Raw genomic sequence first — 16,762 nt, forward strand, 5'->3', positions numbered from 1 at the left:
AAAGATAAAAATGGATAAATGGAATCTGTTTCAACGTTTTTTGATCACCGAGAGCTCAGAAATTTCGATCATTAACTTTTTAATCAATACCGGAATTGTTCTGATACTGTCGCTGGTACTTGAATTTACCTACACACGTTGTGCAAAAAGTCTGTCCGGAAGGAAAACTTTTGCGGCCAATTTCTTTTTGGTGGCCTTCACAACCATGCTCATCATTTCGATTGTAAAATCATCACTGGCACTGTCGCTTGGTTTGGTTGGAGCACTGTCAATTGTTCGCTTTCGTTCGGCCATTAAAGAACCTGAGGAACTGGCGTATTTATTCCTTACCATTTCAATTGGTTTGGGTATGGGAGCCAATCAGCGGTTGGTAACCATTGTTGGTGCTTTTGTTTTACTTGGTATTATTTGGATCAGGCACTTGAGTACGCCGAAAAGAAGCAAGCAGAATCTTTACCTTACTGTTAGCGGAGCAGGCGAAGGAAAACCCAGTCTGGAAAGTGTTGACGAAGTCGTGAAGAACAGTTTTAAAGCATCGAAACTGGTTCGTTACGACGAAACTTCCGACAACATTGAAACAGCGTTCTGGATTGAAATAAAAAATCCCGACGAATTGCAGAATTTTAAAAATAAACTGACAGCGGTTAGTAGCGAAGTCCGTGTATCATTTGTCGATAACAACTCATTTTAAGCATGGTAAACGGCTATACGGAGTTAAATACCTATCGTTTCGAGCGTAAATTTATTGCGCCCAACATGTCACGCTTGGCTACCGAGTTGGTTATTAAACAAAACCAGGCATTTTTTTCTCCCGTATACCAACCCCGGCGTGTGAATAATATTTATTTCGATACCCCGGGACTGGATTGTTTTTTCGATAATCTGTTTGGTCACGGAACCCGCTGGAAATGCCGCCTGCGTTGGTATGGCGATGTTTTTGGAACCGTTGAATCACCCGTGTTGGAATTCAAAATTAAAAAGGGATTGGTAGGCACAAAACGATCGTTTAAAATGCCGGCTTTTCATTTTGATAAAAACAATTTTACCGTTCAGGATATCGATTCCCTTTTTTCGAACGGAGACCTACCTGACGAAGTTCGGGAGAGGGTGGCAAAACTTCAACCTGTACTGCTCAATTCATATGAACGAAGCTACTTTGAATCGAGAAATAAAAAATACCGCGTTACCATCGACGATAAACTGGAGTTCTATAACCTGCGACGTGGATGGAACCATTTTGGCCGGCCTTTTACCGAGGACTTTAAGACCGTAGTTGAACTGAAATACGATGAAGAATGGAATAGCGAAGTAGATATGATCACCACGCAATTTCCGTTTCGTTTAGATAAAAACTCAAAGTTTCTGGCCGGAATGATCCATTTCAGAAGTGAAGTTCCTGAATAACAAAATATCTTAGCTTTCAGTTAGAAATTTTGTGTTTTAACCGTCGGGTAAATTCAATCGAATTAAAAAGCATACTTCGCGCTGGTTTCCTTAAGAGCAGCAAAAATAGAATCAAATGTAGTTCTTATAATGTTCCGCGGAAATTTGTAGATGACAATTAACCATTGCTTATCAACACAAAAAAAAACAATAGATTTTTAAAACGGAGTAGCGCTCTTGCTACAATCAATTTTCAACCTTAAGGAATAATGTTTAACCCGATTAATAGTTTTATTAATACGGATGAAATTGTACATTTACGCCTCAATTTTTACAATCGACTAGCCAAAATTACATATGGATATCTACAAGGAGAAAAAGGAGCAGCTAAATTCATATTTTGATTTAGCGGCAAAAACACGTGTTAAATACCGAAAAAGGAGAAGTTATTATTGGGATAGTATTACGGAGTATTGCGATTTTTTTGTACATCCTGAATCCTCTGTTTTAGAGATTGGCTGCGGTACCGGAGAATTATTAAATAAAATAAGTGGCCAGCATAAAACCGGGATCGATTTTAGCGCTAACATGATTGAGGAGGCAAAATCGCATTTCCCCGATATCGAATTCATATGTATGGAGGCCGAGCGCATTGATATTGACAAAAAATATGATGTGATTATCCTTTCCAACCTGACAGGTTATCTTCTCGATATTCAATCGGTTTTTGAAGAACTGCAAAAGGTTTGTCACGCCGAAACCAAAATTATTGTCACCTACTACAATTCAAGTTGGGAACCCTTTATAAAATTTGCCGAATTCATTGGAATTAAAAAGAAGGGCCCAAAACAAAGCTGGATTTCGAAAAAAGACATGGCCAACCTGCTTTACCTGGCAGGTTTCGAAGTTTACAAACAAAACTCATCCATGCTCTTTCCATATTACATTCCGTTAATATCCGGTTTTTTGAATAAGTTTTTATCCAGGTTGCCGTTGTTTAACTTGCTGGCACTGAATCAATATACCTTTGCACAACCCATTTCTAAACTGTCGAAAGAAAAAATAGCGGAGGAATATTCAACTACAGTTTTGGTCCCGGCAAGAAATGAAAGTGGCAATATTGAAAATGCCATATTGCGTTTGCCAAAATTTGGAAAGCACATCGAGATCATCTTTGTTGAAGGAAACTCAACCGACGATACCTGGGAGAAGATACTTGAGATTCAGAAAAAATATGAAGCGACTCATGATATAAAAGCGATACAGCAACCTGGAAAAGGAAAAGGAGATGCAGTAAGGGCCGGTTATAACATAGCAACGGGCGATATTTTAATGATCCTGGATGCTGATTTAACCGTTCCGCCGGAGCAGCTGCCAAAATTCTATTATGCACTGGCACAAAACCAGGGAGGATTTATAAACGGAACACGTTTGATTTATCCGATGGAAAAAAATGCCATGCGTTTTCTGAATACGCTGGGGAATAAATTCTTTAGCATGGCTTTTAGCTGGTTGCTCGAACAGCCGATAAAAGATACGTTGTGCGGAACAAAAGTGATGTTTCGAAAAGATTACCTGAAGTTAGCGGCCAATCGCTCGTATTTTGGAGACTTTGATCCATTTGGCGACTTCGATTTGCTCTTTGGTGCATTTAAACTCAACCTGAAAATCATTGATATGCCAATCAGGTACCAGGAAAGAATTTATGGCGACACTAATATTTCAAGGTTTAAACACGGTCTTCTTTTGCTGAAAATGTGGTGGTTTGCATTGTTTAAAATCAAATTTAAATAGATACTGAGCCTTTTTGCCATTAGTTGAGTTATGCTTAAATACTATATACCCTATAATTTAGATTCTCCGGAAAGAACTATTTTTCATAAGAAACTAATTCAGAAAAAGTTGTTTCTTCGAAGATTGTACGAAGAATGGTACACTTTCTTTATACGCGTTAAAGAAGATTTGCCACAAGGAAAACTTATTGAACTAGGATCCGGTGGCGGATTCCTTAAGGAAATTGATCGGAATGTGATTTGTACTGATATTTTGGATTTGCCGACTAACGATCTCACCTTTTCAGCACTTGACATGCCTTTTAAAAATGAAGAAGTCAGTGCTATCTTTATGATCGATACTTTTCATCATGTCCCTGATTCTGAGCTTTTTTTAAAAGAAGCGGAAAGGGTTTTGATGACGAATGGTGTTTTGATTATGGTTGAGCCTGCAAATTCACTTTGGGGTCGATTTATTTATAAAAATTTTCATCACGAACCTTTTGAAGTTGGTGGTGATTGGAAAATTCCTGAAAATGGTCCATTAAGCGGAGCAAATGGAGCATTGCCCTGGATTGTGTTCGAGCGAGATAAAGAGCGATTCGATACCCTTTTCCCATGCCTTACTGTTATTGACATGAAATACCATACACCACTTAGGTATTTAGTAAGTGGTGGTGTTTCATTTCGGCAATTAGTCCCAGACTTTTCATATCCTTTTTTTAAGTCTTTAGATAAAATACTTTCAGGTATTTCAAAGAATTTATCAATGTTTGTGACAATTAAGTTACAAAAGCGTTAAAAACCTAATTGTGCAAATTAAGTTCTCAGTTGAAAAATCTTATTATTTATCAGTCCCCATTTTTGCAATCTAAATTGTATGGAGGTTTTCAGTACACCCAGCGCGTAAACAGTGCTGCTCTTCAGGCTGATGCTCGATGCATCGTCGAAATATTTTGTGGGGCAGGTGATCTCTGCTATCTCGTAACCGGCGTACCATATTTGGGCCAGCATTTGGTTGTCGAATACAAAATTGTCGGAGTTGGCACTGTAATCCACGGCTTCCAGAACTTCGCGCGAAAAAGCCCGGTATCCGGTGTGGTATTCCGAAAGTTTGGCATTCAGCAATATATTCTGGATGAAAGTTAGCCCGCGGTTGGCCACGTATTTTATCAGGGGCATTCCGCCTTTCATTGCTCCCGTACCGAGGATACGCGATCCAAGCACAACATGGTATAAACCACTCCCCAATAGGCTCGACATGGCGGGAATCAGTTTTGGGGTGTACTGGTAATCGGGATGAAGCATAATTACGATATCGGCACCGAGTTCAAGTGCTTTGTTATAACATGATTTTTGGTTTCCGCCGTAGCCCTCGTTGTGCTCATGAACAACAATGTGTTTTATGCCCAGTTTTTTCCCGACTTCAACCGTATCGTCGTTACTCAGGTCATCAACAAGTATTACATCATCAACAACATTAAAGTCAATTTCATCGTAAGTAATTTTCAGTGTTTTTGATGCGTTGTATGCAGGTAGCACCACTACTACCTTTTTGTTGTTTATCATCCGGTTTTATTTTTAGGCTTAAAAATAGCAAGAATCTTGTAGTTGAGCACTACAAACGCCACCTTCCGGCTAATCGGGTGACAAATGTGGCAAATGCCACCACCGAAACTGAGCTGATCGGCATTAGAATAGCCGCTACTACCGGCGACAGATTTCCGGTAATGGCAAAGCTGATTCCGATGATGTTATAGAGAAACGAAATCACAAAGGCTATTTTCACGATGTTTAATGCCGTTCGTGTAAATCCAATGAACCTGTCTAACTTATTGAATTGTTGGGCTTCCAGCACTGCATCGCTGGCCGGTGAGAAATGGTAGGCTTTGTCGGCGACGGTAAGTGCCACATCGCTTTGCATCAGCGCACCGGCATCGTTAAGACCATCGCCGGTCATTAAAACGCTGTTGCCATCACTCTGCAGCTTTTTGATAAATTCAGCCTTGTCACCGGGTTTTTGATTAAAATGCATGTTCCCGGTTTCAAAGTAAGCATTCAGATTCTTGGCTTCAGCGCTGTTGTCACCGGAGACCAAAAAGAGTTTAAAGCAGCTCCGTAATGAGGTTAGAACCTTGTCGAAACCGCTGCGGTATTTATTGCTGATGGTGTAATGACCTTTTACGCGGTTATCAATCGCAACAAAAACTATTGATGAGTTCTGTTTCTTTTCAGTTAAGCGGTTGGTGACATATTCTTCCGCGCCGATACGTACTTCCAGCTGGTTCACCTTTCCGAATATACCTCGCCCCGCTACCTCCACAACGTGCTCGGGAGCGTGGTAGTTGCTACCGTTAAAGAATTGTGTGAGTGCCGCACTCAAAGGATGTGTCGATTGTTTAGCGATGGAAAATACAGCTTCTTTTTCATCCGGATTGAGTTCTTCTCCGAGGTATTCAACTTTGTTTTGGTTGGGCTGGGTAAGAGTTCCTGTTTTATCGAAAACAATAGTGTCGATATGCGAGAGTTTTTCAATAACATCGGTGTTTTTGATGTAAAGGCCCTTCCGGCCAAAGATCCGCATGGTATTTCCAAAAGTAAACGGAATGGACAGTGCCAGCGCGCATGGACAGGCAACAATCAGCACTGCAGTAAATACAAAAATGGCGGTGTGCGTTTCGCCTTGCAGCATCCAGTACGTAAATCCGGCAATGGCAATGGCAATAACAATCACTGTGAAATACTGACTGATTCTGTCCGACAGATTCTTTAGCGAATCGCTGGGTTTATGGTAGGTCGCGTCCTGGTTCCAGAGTTTGGTGAGGTGACTTTGATTGACTCCTTTTTTTACCTTTATTTTGATGATACCACCCATTTGCCGACCGCCGGCATAAATAAAATCACTCGTGTTTTTGGCCACTGGTGTCGATTCGCCGGTCACAAAGCTGTAATCAATGCGGGCGTCACCTTCAAGCAACTCCGAATCTGCCGGGATCAACTCTTTATTTCGTATGATCAGGACATCGTCAACTTCGATCTTTTCGAGTAGAATACTTTCTTCAATCTGTTTGTTGATTTTAGTTACGGCAATGGGGAAATAAGATTTATAATTGCGTTCGAACGAGAGTGCTTCGTAGGTTTTTCCCTGGTACCATTTTCCAACCAGAAGAAAAAAGATGAGCCCGGAAAGGCTGTCGCAATATCCCGGTCCCATGCCCGAAAGCACTTCGTAGCTGGTTACAATGAACAGCACGATGATCCCGAGTGCAATGGGCAAATCGATGCTGATGTTTTTTTTCAAGAGGTTTTTAAACGCCGAAATGTAATAGTCGCTGCCGCTGTATATGGCCACAGGAATAACCAGTATGTAACTGAGGATGCTAAACAGCGATTGCAACTTTTCGTTAAGTGGTTCGCCGTTAAAATAGGCCGGCAAACTGTAGGTCATCACATTCACAAAAACAAAGCCTGCTACTCCGATTTTATACAGCAGCTTTTTATACGATTTATCGTCCTTTTTGTCTGTCTGGCTTTGCGAAAGATCAGGAATGTAGTGGATCGATGAAAGTAATTCTACCAGTTGCCGAAGCGTAATTTTACCTTCGTCAAAAGTAATATCCACCTCTTTTTTTGTGAAATTGACAAACGAATGCCGGATCCCCGAATGTAGTTTTTGGAGATGTTCGAGCAACCAAATGCATGATGCACAGTGAATTACCGGAATAAAAAACCGAACCTTTGAAATGCCACCTTCGCTAAATGAAATGAGTTTTTCTTTGACTTCATCGTTATCGAGAAAAGCGTATTTATTGCCAAACTCAGTGGTTTCTACTTTTATCCCGGGGGTTTCTTCAAGCTGATAATAATTGTAGAGTTTATTCTCGTTCAACAATTGATAAACTGTAAGACAGCCGTTGCAACAAAAATTCATGTTGTTCCACACCACGGGCTCTTTGCCACAGTCGGCTCCGCAATGAACGCATGTATTCTCCCCCTTACTCTTCATTTACCTGGCAACAATCTCCCTTCGATTCTTCTTGCAGTTGAGCCGATTCAGACTGAAGGCTCCTTTCAAATTTCTGCTCAATTTTTTGCTTTGGCGGGCTAAGATACGGAATTCCGAGGCTCAAGCCACGCAGAATAAACAAGATGCCAACAATAACCACCAGCACCGGAATAAGTTTGTTGATGCGTTTTCTGACGGTCAGACTCAAAACGTTTCCGGCCAGTGAAATAGCCAGCAACATGGGGATCGTACCTAATCCGAAAAGTATCATGTACAGCGAACCTTCAACAACGCCTCCGGTTCCAATGGCTCCTGCAATGGCCATATAAACCAGTCCGCAGGGAAGCAGTCCGTTCAGCATGCCAATAAAAAACAGACTTTGAAACGAACGGATGGCAAACATCTTCCCGATGGTACTTTTTAGTTTACCTGCCAGTGAAATCCAGCTCTTGTCCATTCGATACTGATTTTTAAACAGGGCGGGGAAGAGCACCGAAATGATCATTATCGCACCCATAATTACAGAAACTTTCTGCTGGAACCCGATAAGTTGAAGCCCCTGGCCAATTAGTCCAAAAATGGCGCCCATAATTCCGTAGGTAATGGTTCGTCCCAGGTTGTACAGGGTGCCGCCAAAAATTTTTTGCGGAACAGTGTTTCCGTGAAGTGGCAGTGCAATGGCAATTGGCCCGCACATTCCGGCACAGTGGAAACTTCCCATAAGGCCAAGAAGCAGGGCAGAGAGTAAAATGGTCATGGCGTAGTAATTGAACTAAAGATTAAAATAAAGAGATAAATATAGGCATTCTACTGCACATTTACAGGGCGGCTGACTTCGTATTTTGTACCATCGGTATACCACGAAAATTTCAGGATGTAACGTCCGCTGATCAAATCAGCTTTTTTGAATTGAACAGATGAGGTCCGGGCTGAAACCAAAGTAGTGATATCACGATCTTTGTCGGAAGGACGATACAGGTATACACTGCCTGAATCTAATTTTGCGGCTAATCCGGCCTCGATATCCACCTTTAAATATTCATTGTCGGCATTGATCGAGATCGAATGGTTAAATGGTTTCGAGCGCTCCAGCACCTTCATTTGCTCCGAATAATCGACACCTTTTTCGTAATAGTCCTTGTAAACCAGGTTGACCTGTTGTCGCGAGGCAAATATTATAAATACTGCCGAGGCTACTAAAAACAACACCAGAAAAAGAAAAATCCCTGTTCCCCACGTAAACTTCTTCATAACTCCTTTTTTATTTTGGCATTACTGCCTATGGTCCAACAAACGTTGTTTTATACGTTTCCATCAGTTTGCCGTTGCTGTAAATCCCAAATTCAACTTCCGTTTTATCACTTGTTATTACCTCTTTGGGTATATACAAAATGAAAGTAGACTCGTACATCGACTGATCTTTAATATCCATTTTGTTACCGGCCATTTGAATTCTACCCTTATGCGACAATATTTTAAGTTCCAGTGGCATTTCTTCATGCGTTTTGTTCACCACTTTAATGTTGTACACATTCGAAAAGGTACTGTCCTGATCCTGGTACAACAATCCCGGTGTGCGAAGTATGGTTGTTTCTATCGCCGGGCGGGTAGCCAGTGTGTAGACAAAGAAGGAGAAAATGATGAGCAGAACCACAGAATAAGCACGGTTTCTGGCGTTCCAGATTTTTGTGTGGCCGCCTTTTATCGAGGCTTCCGAAGCATACCGAATCAGGCCCGGAGCTTTGCCGGTTATCTTCATTACTTTGTTACACTGGTCGATACAAGCGGTGCAGTTAATGCATTCCAGTTGCGTCCCGTTTCTTATATCGATTCCGGTCGGGCAAACCGAAACACATTGTTTGCAGTCGATGCAGTCGCCGGTACTTTTGGGGCCGCGCGGTTCGCCACGTTTGTAATCGTAAGCCACCATAACCGATTTCGAATCCAGCAAAACGCCCTGCATTCTTCCGTATGGGCACACCATCGTGCAGATTTGCTCTCTGAAAAATGAATAGATCCAGTAAAAAATACCCGAAATGAGTATCATAATGGCAAAGCCACCAAGGTTTTGCGAGATGGGCTCTGTAATCAACTGAAGCCAGCGGTCACTACCAATAAACCAAAGCAGGAAAACATTGGTCATGGTCACTGATATCAACATAAAAATGCCGTGTTTCAGTGTCTTTTTGAAAATCTTTTTGCTTGTCCACGAGCTGTTATCGAGGTGAAGACGCTCGCGGTAATCGCCTTCAATCAGGTACTCGATGCGTCGAAATACCATCTCCAGAAAGATGGTTTGCGGGCAGGTCCAACCGCACCAGAATCGTCCAAAAGTAACAGTGAATAAAACAATAAATAGCACAAACGACAGCATGAGCAGGGCCAGAATAAACGTATCCTGCGCCCAAAAAATGGCTCCAAAAATGATGAACTTTCGGTGGGCAATGTCGAGAAGAACAAGTGGATGACCATTGATTTTTACAAAGGGTATTCCCACACATAATGCCAGCAAAATCCAGGCAACAATGGTACGTCGTGTCCACCACTTGCCTGAAGGCTTTTTGGCGTAAACCCATTTTCTTCCTCCACGTTCGTTGAGGTTTATGGGTCTGTCACGGAATGTTAATTCTTCCACCGACATGGCACGCGATTAAAGTTTCAAAAGGGGAATTTACCCTTTATTATGATTGGTCGCCGGTTTCGCATACCTTTCCCTGTGGCTCTTTGGCATTTGCCGGATTTGAGCCAACCAGGCTGAGCACATAACTGGCTACCTTTTGGATTTTCTCGTCGCTTAACTGACTTTTAAACGGTGTCATTCCCTTCGCGGGTACTCCGTTTTTTATAATGGTGAATACATCGCTGATGTTACAACCGTGAAGCCAGTGGTCGTCCGTCAGGTTGGGGCCCACAGCATTTCCTTCTCCATTCATACCGTGGCAAGCCATGCAAGCCATTTCGGTATAGATCTGTTTTCCTTCGGTCAATGAAGCTTCATCGGTAAAAGCCACAAGATCGCTAGCCGATAACGACGCGATCTGGTATTTCTCGTCGTGCTGTTCCGATTTATATGCGTATTCCTCTTTCTGGGTTTTTCCTTGTTTCAACCAGAAAAAGTAGGCCGCGTAAATAATCGACCAGCCAATGGTAATGTAGAAAAGCAGCATGATCCAACGTGGAGGCGGATTATCCAGCTCTTTTATTCCATCGTAATCATGATCCATGAGGTGATCTTCTTCCTGCTCGTTTAATATCTTTTTTTCTTCTGACATAGCTTAAAATTTAGTTTGAAGTTGGGATCTCTTCAGATTCGCTATCTACTAAAATCGAATTTTTGATCTCATCCATATCGCTATTTTTCATGCGCATGGTACGTATAAAAATAACGATGAACAAGGCTATAAAAATCAGCAGCCCGATAATGTAGAATATCCGGATGCCTTCAATACTTGTTAAAACTTCACTTACTATCTTCATCTTGTAAGGTAATTAGTACATAACTTGCCAGTTGCGTCATCTGTTTCTCGGTGAACATGGATTTGTAAGGGACCATTCCCTTGGCCACATTTCCTTCCGAAATCTGATGATAAACCATCTCCGGTGAATTACCATGAATCCATTCATCATCGGTTAAATTCGGGAAAGTAGCTATTCCTTTGCCATCGGTGCCATGACAGGCGACACAGGTGCTTTGGAAAAGTTGTTTCCCGGCTGCCAGATCTTCCGGATTATTCAGCAGCACTACTTCTTTTTGTTGAGTAGTATCAGCAGTTGCTGTCTCCGGAGTTTCGGTTTCTGTTGAAATATCACGTCCTAATTTGTGCATGTAGGCGATCATCGCTATCATTTGCTTTTTCGGTTCAAGTTCGATGCCTGATGCTTTCAGGTCATCCGAAATTCCCTGAGCTTGAGCCAGCAGAATGTCGACAGCTTTTTCATCGTATCCTTCTTCGTAAGGTACGCCAAGTTTTTGCATCGCCCTGATCTTTTTCGGAGTTTGGCTCAGATCAATATTTTTCACCGCCAGCCATACATAATTTGGCATGATGGATGCCTCGTTCATTTTTTGCGGATCCATGAAATGGTTGTAGTGCCAGGCTGCATTTTTATACATCGGGCCACCAACAACACCGGCGCGTCCAAGATCGGGGCCGGTTCTGCGCGATCCCCACTGGTAAGGATGATCATAAACAAACTCACCAATTTTTGAATATTCGCCATAGCGATCGGTCTCCCAGCGGAACGGGCGAACCATTTGTGAGTGACAAACGTAACAGCCTTCTTTTACATAGAGATCACGTCCTTCCAATTCCAGCGGCGTGTATGGCGTCACAGAATCGATGGTCGGTACATTCGATTTGATAAAGATCATTGGGATGATCTCCACCGCGCCACCAATGGCAAGTGCGATAAATACCAGAATTGAGAAGCGAACAGCTTTTCTTTCCAGCCAGCGGTGAACGGTTTCTCTAACCGGATTGCGTTTTCCTGCCAGAACAAGTGCCGGCGCTTCGGAAGCCTCGTTGCTGATAAAGCTGCCTGCCGCCATCGTCTTGGCAAGGTTGAAAACCATGATCAAAAATCCGACAAGGAACAATAGTCCGCCCAATACCCTGACTACATACATCGGGATGATCTGGGTGAGTGTTTCCAGGAAATTCGGGTAAGCCAAAAATCCTTCGGGAGTATATTCGCGCCACATCAACCACTGCGTAACCGCTGCCCAGTATAATGGGATGGCGTAAATAAGAATGGCAAGAGTTGATATCCAGAAATGTATGTTGGCGAGTTTCTCCGAGAAAAGTTTTGTTTTAAATAGTTTTGGAACCAACCAATACAACATACCGAAAACGATGCCTCCGTTCCAGCCCATGCCTCCAATGTGGACGTGAGCAATGGTCCAGTCGGTAAAGTGAGTGATCTGGTTTACAGTTTTCAGCGACATCATTGGTCCTTCGAAAGTTGACATACCATAGGCAGTAACCCCAACTACAAGAAATTTTAATGAGGCGCTGTCGCGAACCCGGTCCCAGGCTCCGCGGAGCGTCAACAATCCATTTATCATTCCTCCCCAGCTTGGTGCAATCAGCATGATCGAGAATGTTACTCCAAGCGCTTGCGCCCAATCGGGTAAGGCCTGGTATAACAAGTGGTGAGGTCCGGCCCACATGTATAAAAAGATGAGCGACCAGAAGTGAATGATGGATAATTTATACGAGTAGATTGGCCGGTTGGCAGCTTTTGGGAGGTAGTAGTACATCAATCCGAGGAAGGGTGTGGTGAGGAAGAATGCAACTGCATTATGACCATACCACCACTGAACTACAGCATCCTGCGCTCCGGCGTAGATCGAGTAACTTTTAAACAACGAAATAGGCAGCTCAAATGAGTTGACTACATGAAGAATGGCTATTCCCAGGAAAGTTGCCAGGTACCACCAAATGGCGGCATAAATGTGCTGAACACGACGTACTACGATTGTTCCGATCATGTTCCAGCCAAAAGCAACCCACACCAGGGTGATTAGAATATCAATCGGCCATTCAAGTTCGGCATATTCTTTACCTGTTGTAAAACCTGCCAGCAGAGTAACGGCTGCCAAAACAATAATGGTTTGCCATCCCCAGAAGTGAAACTTGCTTAGTGCATCGCTGAACATCCGGGTTTTTAGCAGTTTTTGCATGGAATAATACACCCCGGCAAATATGGCATTGCCCACAAAAGCAAAAATAATGGCGTTGGTGTGTACCGGTCGAACACGGCCGAAAGTTGTATATTCTAACCCGAAATTCATGACCGGGAAAGCCAACTGCAAGGCTGCAATTAATCCAACCAAAATGCCGACAATTCCCCACACCAGCGTAGCCAGAATAAACAGCTTTACTATTTTATTGTCGTAATAAAATTTTTGATTTTCCATATTTTGGATCTTATGTCGTTTGTTTTTCTTCGTTGTTTGAATCTGTGTCGTCTGAATCGTCATCGTCGAATAAAATTCTTATCGAAGGTGTTTCGCTATCATCGAACTGCCCGGAACGGACGGCCCAGATAAAGGCAGCCAAAAAAATCAGGGCAGCCAGCAAACTCACTCCTATCAATAAGTAAAAGATGTTCATTCGGTTTTTATTCTCTGCCAATGCGCCAGATTTTGAAAATTTGAAATACCACATATCCAATGGCCAGCCAAGCAGCACCTACTGCCCCCAGGTACGAAAGCAACAACCAGGTTTGAATATTATCATTGGTCGACCAAAGTATTTCTTTCTTTATCAGTTTTGGAAGTGGTTTGGGTTGACCGACTTTGGCAGCATCCAAAACCACCTGGTCGGTGATGAAATTTTCATCGAGTTCAACAACAATGTTCACCAAACCATTTTCGTCGCCGATCAAGGACTCAGGCACCGAGTACACGGCACGACCTTCATCATTGGTCCGTACCTCACCGATTGGCAGGTTGCCAAAGGCTTTTTTTGCCGAAATACTTACCGGAGCCTCAGCAAGTTTAACATACTTTCCTTCCTTGTTTTCCACTTCGGCAAAAATTTCTACTGTTTTATCAGTTTCGTTCACCGATGCCAGAAGTTTCGCTTTTCTGGGCGGAACTTCCACTAGTACAGGCTCAACATTCGGATTGTAGTTTCTTATGTAATTTACCAAACGCCAGCGATCGTCTTCCGAGATGGTCGTCTCAAAACGCGGCATCCCTCCTCTACCATGTGTTATTTTGTAGAATAATTCGCCTTCGTTATTGGTCTGCATTAAATCTGAAGTAAGGTCCGGTGGTGGCGGAACCAAAGGTAACCCATTGTGTTTTCCCGGATCGCCATGGCACGATTTACAGTTCTTCATGTACAGTTCTTTTCCCTTTTCTACATTGGTAAGATTAAAGGGTAAAGGATTTTCAAGGTTTCCCTCACCGTCAGGGACAATCCATTCCTGAGCCATTCCTTGCTGTGCAACAAACAGGATCAGAATAGCTATTAAATATACTTTATTTGTCATTTTGCCTGGTTTTTAGGTTCAGAAATAATCTCCCTCGAAACGCCTTTCTCTTCGGCATATTCCCAGATGGTTACCACGGGGAACATTTTTGCCAGTACGGTAATAATCAGTAATGCTGCCATAAATGAGAAGAGTGTGATCATGATCTCGATGCTTGTTGGTGAATAATGCTTAAAATGTTCGGGCACATTCTGCACCGGTAGGAACGGGTGTTCAAGAGTTGGTATTACAATAATGTATCGTTTGAACCACGAAGCTACCACAATAAAAACTGAGATGATGGTCAGCGGAAGCGGTTTTCTGAAAAATTTCATCATCATTAAAATGATGGGAAGTACAAGGCCCAAAAACTGGGTCGACCAAAACATTAATGCATATCTGCCAATAAAAAGGTTCGACAAGTGAATACCTTCTGCAGTTTTCATTTTGTAGCCCGGCACCCAAAATTCGTTGATGTTAAAATAAAGATACACGAGGCTGACCAAAACCAGCAGTTTCCCCATGTAATCGAATTGTACGTCGCCAAAATATTCCGTCAGGCCGTAGCGTTTCCGGTAGATGAACATGGCTATTACAACTGCCGCTGAACCCGCAACAAAAGCACCGGCCACGAAGTAAGGACCAAAAATTGTCGTATCCCAGCCCGAACGTAGTGTGGCAGCAAATAACCACGAAGTTACGGTGTGAATAGAAAGACCAACGGGAATGATGAGGATCATCAAAACACGCATGGCGTGATACACCAGTTTAAATTGTTCGGCATTTCCTTTCCAGCCCAGTGCAAGTATTTTGTACACTTTCATCTTCCACTTTGGAATATCGTCTGTTCCTTTATCGCGCAGCAAGGCCAGATCCGGTATTAACGGAAGGTAAAACAAAAGCACCGAAATGGTGAGGTAGGTGGTAACTACTGTTACGTCCCAAATAATTGGCGATGCAAAACGTCCATGAAGAAAAACATTCAGGAAGCGGTCGGGGCGTCCCATGTCATTAATAATAATAATACCCGCCAAAGCAACTCCGGCAATGGCCACTTGCTCCGCAACTCGCGAAATGGGTTTCGACCATTCTATTTTCAAAAGATGCAAGGCCGATGAGATCAGAAACCCGATCAGGCTGATGGCCACAAAAAATACAAAGTTGGCAATGTACATTCCCCACGAAACGTAGTCGCGCATTCCCGTAACACCCAGTCCGTCGCGAATCTGTATGCCCCAGCCCCACAAACCAACAGCGGCAAACATGATCAGGATGAAATACCAGAAATTGGTCAACTCATCCCGCTTCACGATCGACCGCGTCAGGTCATAGGTAATTTTATCCAGTAACTTCCGGGATTCTTCCGGTGATTTTATTTTTTCCATCGTTTAAAGATTAGTCAGTATTTATGAGTGGTGCTCTTCGATTTCGCCCTGGAAAGGGAAAGCCCTGTCTTTTGGAGGCAGGTAATAAACACGCGGTTTAGTTCCCAGTTCTTCCATGAGCGTGTAACCGGCGTTGTCTTTTATCAAATCACTGAAACTGGTGGTTTCGTGTGTTGTTCCGTTGGTAACTGCATCCTCATTCTGGTCGCCGAACCAGTAAACTCCGTTCGGGCAGGCCGAGACACAGGATGGAAGTTTACCATCGCGCAATCGGTCGGCGCTGAACAAACATTTTGAAATGGTTCCTTTTTTCTGCGGAACATTAGCCTCGATGTTATAGGTAACACCTTTGTATTTATCGGCGTCGCGGGGTTCGAACCAGTTGAAAACCCTTGCAGAATAAGGGCAGGCTGCAATACAGAACCGACAGCCAATGCAACGCTCGTTGTCGATCAGTACAATACCATCTTCACGCTTAAACGTGGCGTTTACCGGACAAACCTTTGTACAAGGCGGATTATCGCAGTGCTGACACGGTTTTGGCATGTAGTAAGGTGCCGTATGCTCGGCATCCTGCATTTGCAATACATTTATATGGTGTTGCTCGGGACGCAACTGATGATGGTTCTGACAAGCTTTCATACACTTGCGTGCATTCCGGCATTTCGAAAGGTCAATCACCATAACAAATTTACGGTTCGGTAATCCTTTTCTTCCCCGTTTCTGGTTTTCCTCCAGGCTTGGCATGTCGGCAGGTTTAAGCTGCGATTTATCAACATTTACCAGCTCGCCACTCGAAGTTAACAAGGTTATTGTGTCGCCGCTGGTTGTTTCGACCTGCGTGCACGAATTCAAAAGAGTAGATCCCCCAACTACCCCCGCAGCACCAATAGATGCTCCAAGAGCTTTTACAAAGCTTCTGCGCGATTTTTTTTCCATAAAACTGACAATTTTTCTACTAGGAAATACAGCTTGATTAAGTTCTAACCTTGACGAAATTATAAAATAAGCACTAAGCTGCAAACTAAATAGAAGGCCAGACGCTAATAAAAGACAAAAATGTCTATAATGACTCATAATGAGCAAGTTAGATCGATGTTCCCCAATCGTCTTTTTTTTGATTCAATAATTGGTTGATAGTGAATAGAAATGCTTTTACCACTACAATTTTTTTTCTTCAGGCAGTGAACAAAACGAAAACTAGTGTGTTGTAATGGGATTTTCGATTTTCAGTA

16 protein-coding genes are annotated in these 16,762 nt (G+C 42.9%); 4 read left to right on the forward strand and 12 right to left on the reverse strand.

Annotated elements, in window-relative coordinates:
- Positions 1–10 precede the first annotated feature (10 nt).
- From WFY05_RS13630 to WFY05_RS13645, 4 genes are all read left to right on the forward strand, one after another.
- A complete protein-coding gene (locus WFY05_RS13630; protein WP_340113442.1) occupies positions 11–691 on the forward strand; it encodes a DUF4956 domain-containing protein in 681 nt (226 codons plus the stop codon).
- 2 nt (positions 692–693) lie between these two features.
- A complete protein-coding gene (locus tag WFY05_RS13635; protein WP_340113443.1) occupies positions 694–1,404 on the forward strand; it encodes a polyphosphate polymerase domain-containing protein in 711 nt (236 codons plus the stop codon).
- Between the two features lie 336 nt (positions 1,405–1,740).
- A complete protein-coding gene (locus tag WFY05_RS13640; protein ID WP_340113444.1) occupies positions 1,741–3,177 on the forward strand; it encodes a glycosyltransferase in 1,437 nt (478 codons plus the stop codon).
- A 30-nt stretch (positions 3,178–3,207) separates the two neighbouring features.
- Positions 3,208–3,957, forward strand: a complete 750-nt coding sequence (locus WFY05_RS13645; protein WP_340113445.1) for a class I SAM-dependent methyltransferase — start codon at positions 3,208–3,210, stop codon at positions 3,955–3,957.
- Positions 3,958–3,974: 17 nt separating this feature from the next.
- Here the strand turns inward: WFY05_RS13645 and WFY05_RS13650 are convergent, their stop codons facing one another.
- Genes WFY05_RS13650 through WFY05_RS13705 form a run of 12 tightly spaced genes read right to left on the reverse strand, consistent with a single transcriptional unit; the run spans position 3,975 to position 16,466 of the window.
- A complete protein-coding gene (locus tag WFY05_RS13650; RefSeq protein WP_340113446.1) occupies positions 3,975–4,724 on the reverse strand; it encodes a glycosyltransferase family 2 protein in 750 nt (249 codons plus the stop codon).
- A gap of 49 nt (positions 4,725–4,773) precedes the next feature.
- Entirely contained in the window at positions 4,774–7,161 is a 2,388-nt protein-coding gene (locus WFY05_RS13655) for a heavy metal translocating P-type ATPase (protein WP_340113447.1), read from the reverse strand.
- Positions 7,151–7,918 (reverse strand): sulfite exporter TauE/SafE family protein, encoded by a 768-nt coding sequence (locus tag WFY05_RS13660; RefSeq protein ID WP_340113448.1) that lies wholly within the window; start codon positions 7,916–7,918, stop codon positions 7,151–7,153. Before WFY05_RS13660 ends, WFY05_RS13655 begins: the two co-directional genes overlap by 11 nt.
- 50 nt (positions 7,919–7,968) lie before the next feature.
- Positions 7,969–8,412, reverse strand: a complete 444-nt coding sequence (locus WFY05_RS13665; protein WP_340113449.1) for a FixH family protein — start codon at positions 8,410–8,412, stop codon at positions 7,969–7,971.
- Between the two features lie 28 nt (positions 8,413–8,440).
- A complete protein-coding gene (ccoG, locus tag WFY05_RS13670) occupies positions 8,441–9,802 on the reverse strand; it encodes a cytochrome c oxidase accessory protein CcoG (RefSeq protein ID WP_340113450.1) in 1,362 nt (453 codons plus the stop codon).
- 40 nt (positions 9,803–9,842) lie between these two features.
- Positions 9,843–10,433 carry a cbb3-type cytochrome c oxidase N-terminal domain-containing protein gene (locus WFY05_RS13675; RefSeq protein ID WP_340113451.1) on the reverse strand — a complete coding sequence of 197 codons (591 nt, stop codon included), beginning with the start codon at positions 10,431–10,433 and terminating at the stop codon, positions 9,843–9,845.
- A 10-nt stretch (positions 10,434–10,443) separates the two neighbouring features.
- Positions 10,444–10,638, reverse strand: a complete 195-nt coding sequence (locus WFY05_RS13680; protein ID WP_340113452.1) for a hypothetical protein — start codon at positions 10,636–10,638, stop codon at positions 10,444–10,446.
- A complete protein-coding gene (gene ccoN / locus WFY05_RS13685) occupies positions 10,622–13,081 on the reverse strand; it encodes a cytochrome-c oxidase, cbb3-type subunit I (protein ID WP_340113453.1) in 2,460 nt (819 codons plus the stop codon). The genes WFY05_RS13680 and ccoN overlap by 17 nt, the downstream gene beginning before the upstream one ends.
- Positions 13,082–13,091: 10 nt before the next feature.
- Complete coding sequence (gene ccoS / locus WFY05_RS13690; RefSeq protein WP_340113454.1) at positions 13,092–13,298, reverse strand: cbb3-type cytochrome oxidase assembly protein CcoS; 207 nt, start codon at positions 13,296–13,298, stop codon at positions 13,092–13,094.
- Complete coding sequence (locus tag WFY05_RS13695; RefSeq protein ID WP_340113455.1) at positions 13,285–14,163, reverse strand: c-type cytochrome; 879 nt, start codon at positions 14,161–14,163, stop codon at positions 13,285–13,287. The genes ccoS and WFY05_RS13695 overlap by 14 nt, the downstream gene beginning before the upstream one ends.
- Positions 14,160–15,527 carry an NrfD/PsrC family molybdoenzyme membrane anchor subunit gene (nrfD, locus tag WFY05_RS13700; protein ID WP_340113456.1) on the reverse strand — a complete coding sequence of 456 codons (1,368 nt, stop codon included), beginning with the start codon at positions 15,525–15,527 and terminating at the stop codon, positions 14,160–14,162. Before nrfD ends, WFY05_RS13695 begins: the two co-directional genes overlap by 4 nt.
- A 21-nt stretch (positions 15,528–15,548) precedes the next feature.
- Positions 15,549–16,466 (reverse strand): 4Fe-4S dicluster domain-containing protein, encoded by a 918-nt coding sequence (locus WFY05_RS13705; RefSeq protein WP_340113457.1) that lies wholly within the window; start codon positions 16,464–16,466, stop codon positions 15,549–15,551.
- Between the last annotated feature and the right edge of the window lie 296 nt (positions 16,467–16,762).

Origin of the sequence: Maribellus mangrovi, assembly GCF_037646455.1 — a bacterium.
Classification (GTDB): domain Bacteria; phylum Bacteroidota; class Bacteroidia; order Bacteroidales; family Prolixibacteraceae; genus Draconibacterium; species Draconibacterium mangrovi_A.

What these genes read in the sequence shown, in the direction of transcription:
- WFY05_RS13630 (WP_340113442.1), top strand. Translation starts at nt 11, where the DNA reads ATGGATAAATGGAATCTGTTTCAACGTTTTTTGATCACCGAGAGCTCA.
- WFY05_RS13635 (WP_340113443.1), top strand. Translation starts at nt 694, where the DNA reads ATGGTAAACGGCTATACGGAGTTAAATACCTATCGTTTCGAGCGTAAA.
- WFY05_RS13640 (WP_340113444.1), top strand. Translation starts at nt 1,741, where the DNA reads ATGGATATCTACAAGGAGAAAAAGGAGCAGCTAAATTCATATTTTGAT.
- WFY05_RS13645 (WP_340113445.1), top strand. Translation starts at nt 3,208, where the DNA reads ATGCTTAAATACTATATACCCTATAATTTAGATTCTCCGGAAAGAACT.
- WFY05_RS13650 (WP_340113446.1), bottom strand. Translation starts at nt 4,724, where the DNA reads ATGATAAACAACAAAAAGGTAGTAGTGGTGCTACCTGCATACAACGCA.
- WFY05_RS13655 (WP_340113447.1), bottom strand. Translation starts at nt 7,161, where the DNA reads ATGAAGAGTAAGGGGGAGAATACATGCGTTCATTGCGGAGCCGACTGT.
- WFY05_RS13660 (WP_340113448.1), bottom strand. Translation starts at nt 7,918, where the DNA reads ATGACCATTTTACTCTCTGCCCTGCTTCTTGGCCTTATGGGAAGTTTC.
- WFY05_RS13665 (WP_340113449.1), bottom strand. Translation starts at nt 8,412, where the DNA reads ATGAAGAAGTTTACGTGGGGAACAGGGATTTTTCTTTTTCTGGTGTTG.
- ccoG (WP_340113450.1), bottom strand. Translation starts at nt 9,802, where the DNA reads ATGTCGGTGGAAGAATTAACATTCCGTGACAGACCCATAAACCTCAAC.
- WFY05_RS13675 (WP_340113451.1), bottom strand. Translation starts at nt 10,433, where the DNA reads ATGTCAGAAGAAAAAAAGATATTAAACGAGCAGGAAGAAGATCACCTC.
- WFY05_RS13680 (WP_340113452.1), bottom strand. Translation starts at nt 10,638, where the DNA reads ATGAAGATAGTAAGTGAAGTTTTAACAAGTATTGAAGGCATCCGGATA.
- ccoN (WP_340113453.1), bottom strand. Translation starts at nt 13,081, where the DNA reads ATGGAAAATCAAAAATTTTATTACGACAATAAAATAGTAAAGCTGTTT.
- WFY05_RS13695 (WP_340113455.1), bottom strand. Translation starts at nt 14,163, where the DNA reads ATGACAAATAAAGTATATTTAATAGCTATTCTGATCCTGTTTGTTGCA.
- nrfD (WP_340113456.1), bottom strand. Translation starts at nt 15,527, where the DNA reads ATGGAAAAAATAAAATCACCGGAAGAATCCCGGAAGTTACTGGATAAA.
- WFY05_RS13705 (WP_340113457.1), bottom strand. Translation starts at nt 16,466, where the DNA reads ATGGAAAAAAAATCGCGCAGAAGCTTTGTAAAAGCTCTTGGAGCATCT.